Source organism: Streptomyces sp. NPDC032198, from assembly GCF_040636975.1.
Classification (GTDB): Bacteria; Actinomycetota; Actinomycetes; order Streptomycetales; family Streptomycetaceae; genus Streptomyces.
In genome coordinates, this window is the sequence record NZ_JBEZVL010000010.1 from 18,286 (window position 1) to 31,678 (window position 13,393).

9 protein-coding genes are annotated in these 13,393 nt (G+C 71.7%); 4 read left to right on the forward strand and 5 right to left on the reverse strand.

The genetic code is table 11. The features are described from left to right. Positions 1–51: 51 nt before the first annotated feature. Positions 52–1,092 carry an AraC family transcriptional regulator gene (locus AB0E78_RS25845; protein WP_361836870.1) on the reverse strand — a complete coding sequence of 347 codons (1,041 nt, stop codon included), beginning with the start codon at positions 1,090–1,092 and terminating at the stop codon, positions 52–54. Positions 1,093–1,265: 173 nt separating this feature from the next. Here AB0E78_RS25845 and AB0E78_RS25850 point away from each other — a divergent pair, with 173 nt between their 5' ends. Next, positions 1,266–3,161 carry an AMP-binding protein gene (locus AB0E78_RS25850; RefSeq protein WP_361836873.1) on the forward strand — a complete coding sequence of 632 codons (1,896 nt, stop codon included), beginning with the start codon at positions 1,266–1,268 and terminating at the stop codon, positions 3,159–3,161. On the opposite strand, the gene AB0E78_RS25855 is transcribed toward AB0E78_RS25850, so the two are convergent. After that, entirely contained in the window at positions 3,127–3,441 is a 315-nt protein-coding gene (locus AB0E78_RS25855; RefSeq protein WP_361836876.1) for an AzlD domain-containing protein, read from the reverse strand. The genes AB0E78_RS25850 and AB0E78_RS25855 overlap by 35 nt on opposite strands. Beyond that, a complete protein-coding gene (locus AB0E78_RS25860; protein ID WP_361836879.1) occupies positions 3,438–4,256 on the reverse strand; it encodes an AzlC family ABC transporter permease in 819 nt (272 codons plus the stop codon). The genes AB0E78_RS25855 and AB0E78_RS25860 overlap by 4 nt, the downstream gene beginning before the upstream one ends. Positions 4,257–4,351: 95 nt before the next feature. Here AB0E78_RS25860 and AB0E78_RS25865 point away from each other — a divergent pair, with 95 nt between their 5' ends. After that, positions 4,352–4,996 (forward strand): XRE family transcriptional regulator, encoded by a 645-nt coding sequence (locus AB0E78_RS25865; protein WP_361836881.1) that lies wholly within the window; start codon positions 4,352–4,354, stop codon positions 4,994–4,996. Positions 4,997–5,155: 159 nt separating this feature from the next. Here AB0E78_RS25865 and AB0E78_RS25870 read toward each other — a convergent pair whose 3' ends face one another. After that, positions 5,156–5,359 carry a cold-shock protein gene (locus AB0E78_RS25870; protein ID WP_006138897.1) on the reverse strand — a complete coding sequence of 68 codons (204 nt, stop codon included), beginning with the start codon at positions 5,357–5,359 and terminating at the stop codon, positions 5,156–5,158. Between the two features lie 402 nt (positions 5,360–5,761). Between AB0E78_RS25870 and AB0E78_RS25875 the strand changes: the two genes are divergently transcribed. Both AB0E78_RS25875 and AB0E78_RS25880 read left to right on the forward strand, forming a co-directional pair. Then, positions 5,762–6,580 (forward strand): menaquinone biosynthesis protein, encoded by an 819-nt coding sequence (locus AB0E78_RS25875; RefSeq protein WP_361837734.1) that lies wholly within the window; start codon positions 5,762–5,764, stop codon positions 6,578–6,580. A gap of 147 nt (positions 6,581–6,727) precedes the next feature. Continuing rightward, positions 6,728–8,455: a serine/threonine-protein kinase gene (locus tag AB0E78_RS25880; RefSeq protein WP_361836884.1), complete on the forward strand. Its 1,728-nt coding sequence runs from the start codon at positions 6,728–6,730 to the stop codon at positions 8,453–8,455. Between the two features lie 29 nt (positions 8,456–8,484). On the opposite strand, the gene AB0E78_RS25885 is transcribed toward AB0E78_RS25880, so the two are convergent. Then, entirely contained in the window at positions 8,485–13,212 is a 4,728-nt protein-coding gene (locus AB0E78_RS25885) for an FtsK/SpoIIIE domain-containing protein (protein WP_361836887.1), read from the reverse strand. Between the last annotated feature and the right edge of the window lie 181 nt (positions 13,213–13,393).

Below are 13,393 nucleotides of genomic sequence, written 5' to 3' on the forward strand. Positions count from 1 at the left end.
CTCTGGGTGAACCCGGACCCCGGTGCGAACCCAGGCCTGCGTGAGTGGGCCCTACGCGAGCTCGGACCCCAGCTCCCACGATTCGTCGTAGGGGTGCGCCACCCGGTAGGCCCCCGGCGTCGTGCCCGTCCAGCGCCGGAACGCACGGTGGAAGGCCGTGTCCTCCGAGAAGCCGAGCCGCGCGGCGAGCTCGGCGATGGGCTCGGCGCCCTCCGCGAGCCCGGCGATCGCCGCGTCACGCCGGACGGCGTCCTTCAACTGCTGGTACGACGTGGACTCCTGGGCCAGACGGCGGCGCAGCGTCGCGGGGCTCACCGCGAGGCGGGCGGCGATCTCGCCCAGGGAGGGCAGGCGGGGAGAGGTGCGCAGCGCGCGGGCGAGGGCGCGCCGCACCTGTTCGGCGACCGTCGTCCCGTACTCGCGCCGCGAGAGGAGGTCGAACGGCGCACGGCTCAGCATCCCCTCAAGGGCCGCCTCGTCCCGGATCAGCGGCGCGGCAAGCCAGCGCTCGTCGAACCCGGCGCCGGTACGCGGCGCACCGAAGCGGACCGGACAGCCGAAGAGAAGCCCGTACTCGTCCTTGTGCGGGGGCGGCGGATGCCCGAACTCGGCCCAGTGCAACGGGATGCGGCGCCCGATCAGCCAGCTGCACAGGCGGTGCCAGATGATGACGAGGCACTCGGCGAGGAAGTAGTCGCGTTCGAGGTCGTTGCGCACGGCGAAGACGGCGCTGCCCGTCCCGCGGTGCTCAAGCGTGAGGTCGGGGCCGCCGGGGAACAGCCCGTAGAAGGTGACGCCCCGCTCCATGGCGGCGCCGAGGTCACGGCAGCCGAGGGACGCGTGGCACATCATCGCGAAGGTGCCGGGCCTGCTGACGGCCGCGCCGAGGCCGAGGAACTCGTCGCCGGTGGCGCGGTACAGCTCCCGGAAGAGGCGGGCGAACTGAACCTCGGTGATGCGGGACCGGTCGTCGCCGAGCAGGAGCGGGGGTATCTGGGCGGTGCGGAGCAGCGGGACGGTGTCGATTCCGCGACGCTCGGCGCCGTGCAGCATGGCACGGACGTGGTGGACGGTGATGGTCCGGCTCGACATGGGGTTTCCTTGCCCCGGCGCGCCCCTTGCCGAAACGGCGCCGCCCGATTCGGCCCGGCCGCCTGAGGCGGGTCAGGACGCCCCGGGCCGGCCACCCCCTGAGCTCCGCGGCCAACCCCGCTGACGCTTCCCGTCATCCCTGGACGGCCCGCACTGTCCCTAGCGTCGTACGCATGCAGCCGACGGAGCGCCCCGAGACCCTGGCCGTCCTCACCGAGTGGGCGGCCGACCGCCACGGCAAGCTGCCGGCCCTGCGCTTCCGGTCCGCGGCGGGCGGGACGTGGGAGGAGGTCTCGTACGAGCAACTCCGGGAGCGGGTGCGGGGGTTCGGGCAGAAGCTGCTTGCGCTCGGGGTCCGCCCGGACGACCGTGTGGCGATCCTCGCCGAGACCCGCCCCGAGTGGACCTACGCCCACTTCGCCGTCTTCGCGGCGGGCGCGGTGGTCGTCCCCGTCTACCCGACGGCGGGCGACGAGGAGGTGGAGTGGGTCATCGGGGACTCCGGCACCTCGGTGGTGATCTGCGAGAACGCCGCACAGGCGGCGAAGATCGAGCGCCTGCGGCAACGGCTGCCCGGCGTCCGGCACATGCTGCTCATCACGGACCGCGAGGAGGGCACCCCACTCGAAGCCCCGCCGGAAGCCCCATCGCAAGCCCCACTGGAAGCCGCACCGGAAGCCCCCCTGGAAGCCGCACCGGAAGCCCCGCTGAACGGCCCCCTGGAGACCCTGCTGGACCGCGCCCGGACCCGCGCCCCCGCCGACCTTGCCACCATCATCTACACCTCCGGCACCACCGGCCTGCCCAAGGGCTGCCTCCTCACCCACGGCAATCTGGGCGCCGTCCAGTCCGCCACCCTCCCGCTGATCCAGGGCGGCCCGGGCGATTCGACGTACCTCTATCTCCCGCTCGCCCACCTCCTCGCCCAGCTCATCGAGTTCACGACCCTCATCGAGGGCGGGGAGCTCTGCTTCTTCGGCGGGAGGATCGAGAACGTCGTCGCCGAACTGGCCGAGGCGCGGCCCACGCATCTGCCGTCCGTGCCGCGCCTGTTCGAGAAGGTGTACTCCGTGGTCCTCTCCCTGGCGGAGTCCCAGGACGGCGGCCGGGAGCGGTTCGAGGAGGCGGTACGCATCGGGGTCCTCGCGGCGGACGGCGTCTTGCCGCCCGACCTCCGGGAGGCGTACGAGGCAGCCGACAAGGCCCTCTACGGTCTGGTCCGCCAGGCGCTCGGAGGGCGGGTCCGGTGGGCGCTGACCGGCGGCGCGCCCATCGCACCGCACGTCGTCGACTTCCTGCGGGCCTGCGGGATCGCGGTCTACGAGGGGTACGGGATGACCGAGTCGGCCGGTGTCATCAGCCTCAACCATCCCGGCGCCGTCCGCTACGGCACGGTCGGCCGCCCCATCGAGGGCTGCGAGGTCCGCATCGCCGACGACGGGGAGGTCCTTGCCCGGGGCGAGATGGTCTTCCCCGGCTACCACGCGGACCCGGCCGCCACCCGCGACGCGCTGGACGGCGAGGGCTGGCTGCACACCGGCGACCTGGGAGCCCTCGACGCCGACGGCTATCTCAGCATCACCGGCCGCAAGAAGGACCTGATCATCACCTCCGGCGGCAAGAACCTCACCCCGTCCCTCATCGAACTGGCCCTCCAGCGCTCCCGCTTCGTGTCGCGCGCGGTGATGGTGGGTGACCAGCGCCCCTACCCGGTGGCCCTGATCACGCTGGACGCGGAGGAGATCAGTGGCTGGGCGGGGCGCGAGGGCGTGACGCTCACCGAACCGCCCTCGCGGGACCCCCTCGTCCGCGCGCTCGTGGAGGAGGTGGTGCAGGCGGCGAACGCGACGTTCTCGCGCCCGGCCCGCATCCGCGATTTCGCCCTGCTGGACGAGGACTTCACCGTGGAGGACGGCCTGCTCACGCCAAGCCTGAAGGTACGCAGGCGGGCGGTCACCGAGCGGTATGCGGGGCTGGTGGAGAGGCTGTACGAGAAGGGCGAGCCGTCGCCCGAGCCGTCGCCCGAGACGTCCCCTACTGCACCCCCGCCAGCCGCAGCAGCGCCGTAGTCGCCGCCGCGCCGACCACGACCACGGCGAAGGGCGCCTTCCGCCAGGCGAGCACCCCACCGGCCAGCACGCCGAGGGGCCGGGCCCATCCGGCGAAACCGTGCCCTTCGGTGAGCGCGCCGGTGGCGAGCAGCGCGACGAGCAGGACGGTGGCCCCGACGGTCAGCAACTCCTGTACGCGGGCCGGGAGTTCGACCCGCCCGTGCAGCAGCGGGCCCGCGAGCCGGAAGGCGTACGTCCCCACGGCGAGGACGAGGACACAGGCGAGGTAGGCGTTCACGAGGCGCTCCCCTGGGTGACGGGACGGTCGGGGTCTTCGGGCAGGCCGGGGCCGGGGCCGGGGCCGGGGCCGGGGCCGGTGACGCGTGCGGGGCGGCCCGGTCCGCGCCGCGCCGCGAGGAGCCCGAGGAGCGCGAGCAGCACCGGCACCCCGGCGGGCAGCCACGGAGCCGCGGCGACCGCGATGACGGCACCGGCGGCCGCGGCCCGCCGCGTCAGGCTGTCGGCGCGCAGGGCGGGCAGCACCAGCGCGAGGAGCACCGCGGGGAACGCGGCGTCGAGGCCGAAGCGGTCGGTGTCACCGATGACGGACCCGGCGAGCGCGCCCCCGAGGACGCTGACGTTCCATACGGCGAACAGGCCGAGCCCGGATATCCAGAACGCGGCCTTGCGCCGCTTCTGGTCGGGCTGGGCGAGCACGAAGGCGGCCGTTTCGTCGGTGATCAGGTGTGCGCCGAGGAACCGCGCGGCCCAGGACCGGCCCAGGCTGTCGGCGACGGCCAGGCTGAACGCCGCCGTACGGGAGTTGAGCAGCAGGCCGGTGGCCGCGGCGGCAGCGGGGCCGCCGCCCGCCGCGAGGATCCCGACCGCGCTGAACTGGGCGGAGCCCGCGTACACGAGCAGCGACATCAGGACCGGCACCCAGACGGGCAGCCCGCCCGCGACGGCGATCGCGCCGAAGGAGACACCGACGACGGCGTCGGCGAGCCAGACGAGGGCGATGTCGCGCAGGACGCCGCGAGGGAGGTGGGAAGGGCGGACGAACCCCTCGTTCGTTCGGTCGGGTGGGCTGTCTGTTCGGTGTGGCGAACGCATACGTCGTAGGATGGGCTGAGTGGTCGCCGTTCGTCAAGGCGAACGGATGGACCGCTGTACCGAACGGCTGCCGAGGGATGGCGAGGAACACGGACATGACGCGGGACATGGCGGACGGGCGCGGGCCCGCGGGGCGCGGGGGGCCGCGGCCCGAACCGAGCGCGGCTTCGACGTCCGCCCCGGCCACTCCCTCCCGCCTCCCGCGGGAATGGATCGCCGCCGCCCTGCGCCGCGAGCGCACCAAGGCGGGGATCTCGCTCTCCGAGCTGGCCAAGCGGGCCGGGATCGCGAAATCGACGCTGTCCCAGCTGGAGGCGGCGACCGGCAACCCCGGGATCGAGACGGTGTGGGCCCTCGCCGTGGCCCTGGGTGTGCCCTTCAGTGTCCTCGTGGAGTCACCGGCCCCCGCCGTGACGGTGATCCGGGCGGGGGAGGGGCCGACCATGCACGCCGAACAGGCCTCGTACGCGGGGACGTTGCTCTCCGCGGGGCCTTCCGGTGTCCGGCGCGACATCTACCACGGGGCGCTGGAGCCCGGCTCGGTGCGGGAGTCCGAACCACACATCCCGGGGTCGATGGAGCACCTGGTCGTCTCCACGGGACGCCTCGTCGCGGGCCCGAGCGACGAGACGGTGGAACTGTCGGCCGGTGACTACATGTCGTACCGGGGGGATGTCCCGCATCTGTACGAGGCGCTGGAGGCGGGCACGACCTTCGTGCTGGTGATGCAGCACGTGTAGGCGGCGGAGGATTTTCCTGTGACGCCCCCAGGGGCCGGAAAAAGGCAGGAGCCCCGCCTTCCCGCGTGAGCGGGGAGGCAGGGCTCCTTGGGTACTGCTATCCATGTCCGGATCAAGTCACCGGAACTGTCACACGCCCCACTCGCGTGGGACGCCCCACTACATGGGGGTGACGTTCTCCGCCTGCGGACCCTTCGGGCCCTGCGTGACGTCGAAGCTCACGGCCTGGTTCTCCTCAAGGGAGCGGAAGCCGTTTGCGTTGATCGCGGAGTAGTGGACGAAGACGTCGGGGCCTCCGCCTTCCTGGGCGATGAATCCAAAGCCCTTTTCGGCGTTGAACCACTTCACGGTTCCGGTAGCCATAAGCCCTCCTTGGGCCAAAGGGTTGCCCTGCTCCAGAACCTGCGATTGTTGAAACAACTGCATAAGTCTGAAAACGACGAGAGCCTGCGGGTTACATGCTCCGCAGGCTCTGTACTGCAAGGGAAACCAAACTGCAACTTGCGGCGAGCTTAGCACGCAGGCAGCCGAATGCAATAGGGGGCTAGATCACGTCACCCGGATGTTTGACGGACCCCCCAGAGGGGTTGACGGACCAGGTCGAAAGCTCTTGACAAGTGCGGGATCGGGGCCCCGCTTTCTGCACCGTACCGCACGGGGGCTAGCCTCCCCGATGTGGACAATTCTCCCGTTGACACCCTCACCGGGGAGGGCTCAGATCAGCTCCCCGGCCATCGCCGCACCCCCCGGCCGCGCGTCGGTCACATTCAGTTCCTGAACTGCATGCCCCTGTACTGGGGTCTCGCGCGGACCGGAACGCTGCTCGACTTCGAGCTCACGAAGGACACCCCGGAGAAGCTCAGTGAGCAGTTGGTGCGGGGCGATCTCGATATCGCGCCCGTCACCCTCGTCGAGTTCCTCAAGAACGCCGACGACCTCGTCGCTTTCCCCGACCTCGCGGTCGGCTGCGACGGCCCGGTGATGTCCTGCGTGATCGTCTCGCAGGTCCCCCTCGACCAGCTCGACGGCGCCCGGGTCGCGCTCGGCTCGACCTCGCGCACCTCCGTACGCCTGGCGCAGCTGCTGCTCGCCGAGCGCCACGGCGTACGCCCGGACTATTACACGTGTCCGCCCGACCTCGGCCTGATGATGCGGGAGGCGGACGCCGCCGTCCTCATCGGGGACGCGGCGCTGCGGGCCAACCTCATCGACGGCCCGCGCCTCGGTCTCGACGTATACGACCTGGGCCAGATGTGGAAGGACTGGACGGGTCTGCCGTTCGTCTTCGCCGTCTGGGCGGCGCGCAAGGACTACGCGGCGCGCGAGCCCGCCGTCGTGCGCGAGGTGCACAAGGCGTTCCTGTCCTCGCGCGACCTCTCCCTCGAGGAGGTCGGCAAGGTCTCCGAGCAGGCCGCGCGCTGGGAGGCCTTCGACGCGGAGATTCTCGAGCAGTACTTCACGACGCTGGACTTCCGTTTCGGGAGCGCGCAGTTGGAGGGCGTCGCGGAGTTCGCGCGCCGAGTGGGCGAGACGACCGGTTTCCCCGCGGACGTACGGGTGGAGCTGCTGGGGTCGCAGCCCTAGTAGGCGACCGCCGCGCCACACGTCCGGAGCGGGCAGGGGGGGAATGCCCGGCCCGCCGGGCCTGCCCGCGCACTACCCTGAGCTGCAGACAATGCGCGCGGCCCGGGGGGTCGCGGCCGTGCGGCGCGTCCGGGGGAGGCCTTCGTCATGCACCCGCTCGATCCCGGCGAACCGACCGTCATCGGGCCCTACCGGCTGCTCGGCCGGCTGGGCTCGGGCGGCATGGGCCGGGTCTACCTGGGGCGCAGCTCGGGTGGCCGTACGGTCGCGGTGAAGGTCGTCCATCCGCACTTCGCGCTCGACGAGGAGTTCCGCGCCCGCTTCCGGCGCGAGGTGGACGCGGCGCGGCGGGTGGGCGGCGACTGGACGGCGCCGGTCCTCGACGCGGACCCGGAGGCGTCGGTGCCGTGGGTGGCCACGGGGTACGCGGCGGGGCCCTCCCTCGCGGAGGCGGTACGGGAGTCGGCGGGACCGCTGCCCGCCCATTCCGTACGGGTCCTGGTGGCGGGCCTCGCCGAGGCGCTCGCGCACGTACACGGTCTCGGGCTCGTCCACCGTGACGTCAAGCCGTCGAACGTGATGCTCACGATGGACGGCCCGCGGCTCATCGACTTCGGCATCGCACGCGCGACGGACGGCACAGCCTCGCTCACGTCCACCGGAGTCTCCGTCGGCTCGCCCGGCTACATGTCGCCGGAGCAGATCCTCGGTAAGAGGGTCGCCGGCGCCGCGGACGTCTTCTCGCTGGGCGCCGTCCTGGTCTTCGCGGCCACGGGGGCCTCGCCGTTCCCGGGCGACTCGTCCGCCTCTCTGCTCTACAAGGTCGTGCACGAAGAGCCGGAACTCGGTTCGCTGGACGGCGATCTGCGCGACCTCGCGCGGGAGTGCCTGGCCAAGGACGCCGCCGCGCGCCCGACGCCGCAGGACATCGCGCGGCGGCTCGCGCCCTCGGGCGCGGACGTGCTCGTGGCGGCCGGGTGGCTGCCGGGGCCGCTGGTGGAGCGGGTCAGCAGGAGCGCGGTGCGGCTCCTGGACCTGGAGACGGACGGGGCCGGGGGCGCGGAACAGCCTTCGGGGCCGGTGCCGTTCGGCAGCTCGGCAGTGGGCGGGCCCGTGTCGGCGGTGGGCTCATCCGTGGGAGGGGCGCCGGGACGTGAGGTGCCGCAGGACAGTGGCGGCTTCGGCCCGCCGGACCCCTCCTACGCGGCGGTGCCTGCGGTCTCCTCGCCCTCGGCCGCGTACGTCCCCACACAGACGTCGGGCCCGTCGGGACCGCCCGGCCGGGTGACCTTCTCGGCCGCGGCGACCTCCACGCCCAGTGGCCCCGACGGACGCGGCCGCAAGGTCAGCTGCACGCTCGTCCTGGGGGTCGCGGGCGCCCTCGCCGCGGTGACGGTCGGGTCCGTCTTCGTGTTCGGCCTGCTGCCGGGGAACGACGACAAGTCGAGCGACGCGGGCGCGCAGCCCCCGGCCGCGACGTCGAGCGGACAGCAGCCCGGGGACGGCGCGGACCAGGCGGGCGACGAGGTCCCCGCCTCCTACCGCGGCAGCTGGGAGGGCCAGGCGGTCGCGGCGAACGGCGCCGTCCCGATGGGCACGTTCAGGCTGGAGGTCGAGCGGGGCAAGGTCGGCGAACGCTTCGCGGTGATGACGCAGACCGACCAGCTGGGCGGGGTCTGCGCGGTCGACCTCGTCCTGAAGTCGGTGTCCGGCAAGGAGATCGTGGCCCGGGGCAAGGGGAAGGCGGACAGCGCCGCACAGTGCACGAAGAACACGCACACGGTGCGGCTGCGCCCGAAGGGCGACGATCTCCTCTACCTCTCCGAGAACGCCGAGTCGGGCAATCCGGAGGCCCGCCTCTCCCGCGCGGACTGACCTCCGGCGCCCGTCACATCGGAGTCCCGTCACATCGGCGTCGTGACCGTGACCGGCTCCCCGCTGCCCGTGTAGAGGAGTCCCTTGCCCGGCGCGATCGGCCCGCCGACCATGCTCCGGGTCGTACGAATGCCGATCAGCTCGCCGCTGGAGGAGTCCTGCGGGGAGAGCAGGATGCCGCGGCGGCCCTTCTTCGCCTCGACCTGCCAGCCGGAGAAGCCACCGCACACCTCCTCCTCGTCGCCGCCGATGATGAGCCCGAGGCCCCGCTCGGAGCCCCGCTGGACCAGGCGCTTGAACTCGCGCTCGGCGTCGCAGTCCTCCAGGACCTCACCGTCGTCGACGATCCACACGATCGGATCCTCGGGCGACGCGTCCTCGACGACCTCCTTGAAGTCGTCGCTCTCGATGTCGTCGTCCTTGAAGACCTTCAGCACGCCTTCCTGGCCTTCGAGTTCCCGCAGCGGAGAGGGCCGCGGGGCGGCGATGACGAGACGTACGCCCTGAGTGAGATAGGACCGCGCCAGGTTCATCAGCGTCGTACTGCGGCCGGACTTGGCGGGGCCCGCGACGACGAACGTCGGCACGCCCTGCGCGAGGTCGGGGCCGAAGCCCATGATGTCGTCGCCGCCGATGCCGGCGAGCGCCCAGAGCTTGGAGCGCGAGGCGTCCGGGTCGCGCATCTCCCACGCGTCGGCGAAGTTGATGCGGCTGGGCAGGCTGTCCACGCGGAACGGCTTGCGCGAGCGCGGCACGTCCGCGTCCCGGGCGGCGGCGGCCTCGCCGATCTCGGAGATCGCCGCGGCCTGGCCCTGGCCCGTGGAGTCCTCGGCGAGCAGCGCGAACTGCGTCTCCGTGCCGTGCTCGTTCTTGAAGCCGCGGCCCGGCGGGATCTCCTCCGGGACCTTGCGGGCGTTCATGCCGAGCATCGAGAAGTCGGAGCGGTCGGCGAGCCGCAGGCCGTACTTGTCCTCGGTGAGCGAGGCCATGCGGCCGATGAGGACCTGGCGATCACCGGTGATGACCAGGTGGATGCCGACGCTCGCGCCCTCGCGCATCATCGCCTGCAGTTCGTCGGTCAGCTCGCCGTGGTCGTACTCGCCGAGGGTGGGCAGCCAGCCCTCCCACCGGTCGAGGAGCACGACGATGTGCGCGAGCCGCTCGTCCTCGGGCGCGGCGGCCCGCTGCTCGCCGATGTCGGCGAAGCCCTTGTCGGCAAGCAGGTCCTGACGGCGGGTCAGCTCACCCTTGAGGCGGGTGACCAGACGCACCGCGCGCTCGGTCTGGTTACGGCTGACGACGGCGCCGCAGTGCGGAAGCCGGGTCAGCGCGTTGAGCGCGCCGTTGCCGCAGTCGATGCCGTACAGGTGCACGTCGGCGGACGAGTGCGTGCGGGCGATGGAGCCCGCGAGCGTCCGCAGGATCTGCGATCGGCCACTGCGCGGGGCGCCGCCGATGAGCAGGTGCCCGAAGGTCTCGAAGTTGACCACGACCGGGCGGCGCGCCTGGTCGGAGGGGATGTCCTCCAGACCGAACGGAGCGGGGGCGAGGGCGCCCGGCTTGTCGCTCGCCGGGGGCAGCGGGATCTCGTCGAGCTGGAGCGTCTCGGAGAGCGCGGGCAGCCACGGGCTGTGCTGGGCGGGGATGCCCATCGTCGCGTTCGCGTCGCGCACGGCGTCCACGAGGACCTTGAGGTCGGTGATCTCCTCCTCCTCGCGCGCCGCGGCCTTGGGCTTCACCAGCGCGGCACGGCCCAGGTCCTCCCACCCGAGCGGACCCGCCCAGGGGGCGAGCAGCGCCGGGTCGGTGGCGCCGGGCCTGCGGCCACCGACGCGGCCTGACTGGAAGGGGACGAGCGAGGCGTGGCCGAGGCGTACGTAGGCGCGTCCTGGCGTGCTCTTGGAGATGTGGCCGGCCTCTGGGGAGTCGATGACGTCGCTGGACTCCGCGCCGTCCGTCACGCGCAGGGCGATGCGGAGGTTGGTGTTGGCGCGGATCTCGGGCGAGACGACACCGCTCGGGCGCTGGGTGGCCAGGAGCAGGTGGATGCCGAGCGAACGGCCTCGCTGGGCGATGTTCACCAGACCCGTCACGAAGTCGGGCAGGTCACGCACCATGGAGGCGAACTCGTCGATGACGATGAGGAGCCGGGGCACCGGCGGGTGCGAGGGATCACGGCGTACGAGGTCCTGGTAGTCCTCGATGTCCTTGGCATCGGCGGCGGCCAGGATGTGCTCGCGCCGCTTCAGCTCGGCGCCCAGCGACTCCAGGGCCCGCTCCACGAGGTGGGCGTCGAGGTCGGTCACCATGCCGACGGTGTGCGGCAGCTTCACGCAGTCCTTGAACGCGGAACCGCCCTTGTAGTCCACGAGGACGAAGGTCATGTTCTCGGGCGTATTGGCGACGGCAAGGGCCGCCACGATGGTCTGAAGGAGCTCCGACTTACCGGAACCGGTCGTACCGGCGATCAGGCCGTGCGGCCCGTCGCGCCGCATGTCGATGCCGAACGGACCGTCGTACGACTCACCGATGACGGCCATCGTCGACTGGCCGCTCACCTGCCAGCGCGCGGTGATCTGGTCGGCCGTCGGCGGCTCCAGCTGGAGCACGTCGAGCAGTCGGCTGGAGCCGGGCAGCGCCGAGTCCTCGGTCTCGCCGCTGATGTCCCGCAGCGGCGAGAGGGCGCGGGCGAGCCGCCCGCACCAGGCGGGCGAGACGAAGTCGGGGCGTACGGAACGGATGCGGGCGGCGCCGGTCTGCTCGACGCGGAGCCGCAGTTCGAGGGGCTTCTCGGCGTTCCGCTCGCTGTCGTCGGGCTCGGCGGAGTGCCAGGCCTGGAAGGAGGGGAAGCCGCCGGGGGCGGGCGGGACGGGGGCCTGGCCGCCGGGCGCGGGCCGGGCCGGGAGGCTGATCTCCTCGGGCCGCGGCTCGGCGATCACGACGGCCTGGCACTCGCCGGGCAGGAACCGTTCCTCGGCGTCGAGGCAGAGCGCGAACATGGACACGGAGGGCCCTTCGCGCAGCAGCTTCACCACACCGGGCATGGACCGCAGGCGCCGTGAGCCGTCCCAGACGACCACGATGTCGGGGTCGCCGAAGGAGGCACCGCCCTGCCGGTTGTTGTTCTCCTTGGCGGCCTTCTGGCGGGCGGCGAGGATCTGGGTCAGCTCGCCGATGCGGGAGCCGACGGTCTCGGCGTCCGTCCCGATCAGCACGTTGGCGTCCTGCGCACCGGAGGGCCGTGCGTGCGGCAGCCAGCGCGTCCAGTCCCAGGTCTCGCGCGCGGAGTTCTCCGTCAGCACATAGAACTGGACGTCCAGCGGGCTGTGCAGCACCGCGGACTGCGCGACCGCCCAGCGGCCGAGCGCCTGCGCGGAGTCGCCGGGTCCGGCCATGCCGATGACGCCGAGCTTGCGCAGCGAGAGCGCGACGGGCGCGTCCTCGATCTTCCAGGTGACCTCGCGCTTGTGGTCGTCCTGCTCGGGGTCGTCCAGGACGACCTCGGAGTCGAGCCGCCCGGTGCCGACGCGAAGCAGCAGATGGTCCTCGTCGGTGCGCCGCCGCTCCCACAGCCGCGTACGGGGCCCGGTGCTCAGGGAGAGGATCCCGGCCGGACTGAGGATGGCCTGCCGTTTGTCGAGCCGCTCGGCGACGAGGGCTTCCTGGGCGTCCCTCTCGATCCGCTCCTTGTGCTCGTTGTACTCCTTGACCTGTTTGGCATGGGACTTGCGCCCGTGCTTCTTGTCCATGAAGTAGTTGCCGAAGAGGATCAGCGGGCTCAGCGCCGCCATGATCAGGTAGTACCAGCGCTGGAAGATCATCACCGATACGAGCGCACCGACGAGCGGCGTGAGCGCCATCAGCCAGGGCAGCGGCCTGGCCTCGAAATCACGTACCGGATTGGGCAGCTTGAATTTGGTCTGCCGCTCGGGCGGACGCAGACGGGGCGGCCGGTTGTAATCGAGACCGGAACCGTCCTCGGACCACTTCAGTGCGGCATTGGGCGGAGCATAACGGTCGAGTTCGAGAAGGGTATTGCCGATGGCGATCTGAGCGCCGAGCGGCCATTCGCCTTTGTCGCGGGGATTGCCGCGCTTATTGCCCCGTTCCCCGCGATTGCCGCCGCCCCGCTTCTCGCTCTTCTTACTCTTCTTGCCCTTCGCGCCGTTGTCGCCATTGTCGCCGCTTTCGCGGCTTTCGGCCGGGTCGACTTCACCGAAGGGTTTGCCTTCGAGGGTCACGCCGTCTATGTCCCCATGTACGGCGACTTGGCAGGTGCCATCGGTTGCAACTGACAACGTCAGGGCTCGGGCGGGCAGTTCCGGATCATCGATGCGGATGTACGAGGCGGGCCCGCTGCCGATGTCGTAGCGGCCGATCCCGAGGCGGTGCACGGCGCCTGCCACGGGTCCGCCCGCGACGCGCAGCTCGACCAGGCCGGTGGGTTCGCCGGGCAGGCAGCCGGCCGGATCGTGCAGGCTGACGACGGCGCCCTCGCGCAGCGGGGAGGTGCCGATGGTCGCGGCGGCATCGATGGGATACCCGTCCACGAAGACGATCGGCGCCCCGCCCTGGCCGGCGCCTGGCTGGAGTTGATGCCCGCCGATGGGGATGATCTGGGCGTCGCCGCCGCTGTACCCCACGTGCGAGGCCAGCTCCTTGGCGATGTCCCCCACGGAGGACTCAGGATCGGCGTCGAGCACGACATCGGCGTTGGCGCCGCCGAGCGGATCGACGACGGTCAGAGTCAGGCGCACGATCGTCCTCCCCATAAGCCCCTTTTTGACCGCTTCCGGAACGCGGTCGCAGCGGCAAATCCACAGTGCCTGTGAGGCTGTCCACAGTGCCTGTGACGATAGCCGCTCCACCCTTCCCGCAGGCAACGGGCTGTGCATGAGCTCATAGCAGAGCTGTGACTCAACCGGGGTGTGCTCACTT

What these genes read in the sequence shown, in the direction of transcription:
- AB0E78_RS25845 (WP_361836870.1), bottom strand. Translation starts at nt 1,092, where the DNA reads ATGTCGAGCCGGACCATCACCGTCCACCACGTCCGTGCCATGCTGCAC.
- AB0E78_RS25850 (WP_361836873.1), top strand. Translation starts at nt 1,266, where the DNA reads ATGCAGCCGACGGAGCGCCCCGAGACCCTGGCCGTCCTCACCGAGTGG.
- AB0E78_RS25860 (WP_361836879.1), bottom strand. Translation starts at nt 4,256, where the DNA reads ATGCGTTCGCCACACCGAACAGACAGCCCACCCGACCGAACGAACGAG.
- AB0E78_RS25865 (WP_361836881.1), top strand. Translation starts at nt 4,352, where the DNA reads ATGACGCGGGACATGGCGGACGGGCGCGGGCCCGCGGGGCGCGGGGGG.
- AB0E78_RS25870 (WP_006138897.1), bottom strand. Translation starts at nt 5,359, where the DNA reads ATGGCTACCGGAACCGTGAAGTGGTTCAACGCCGAAAAGGGCTTTGGA.
- AB0E78_RS25880 (WP_361836884.1), top strand. Translation starts at nt 6,728, where the DNA reads ATGCACCCGCTCGATCCCGGCGAACCGACCGTCATCGGGCCCTACCGG.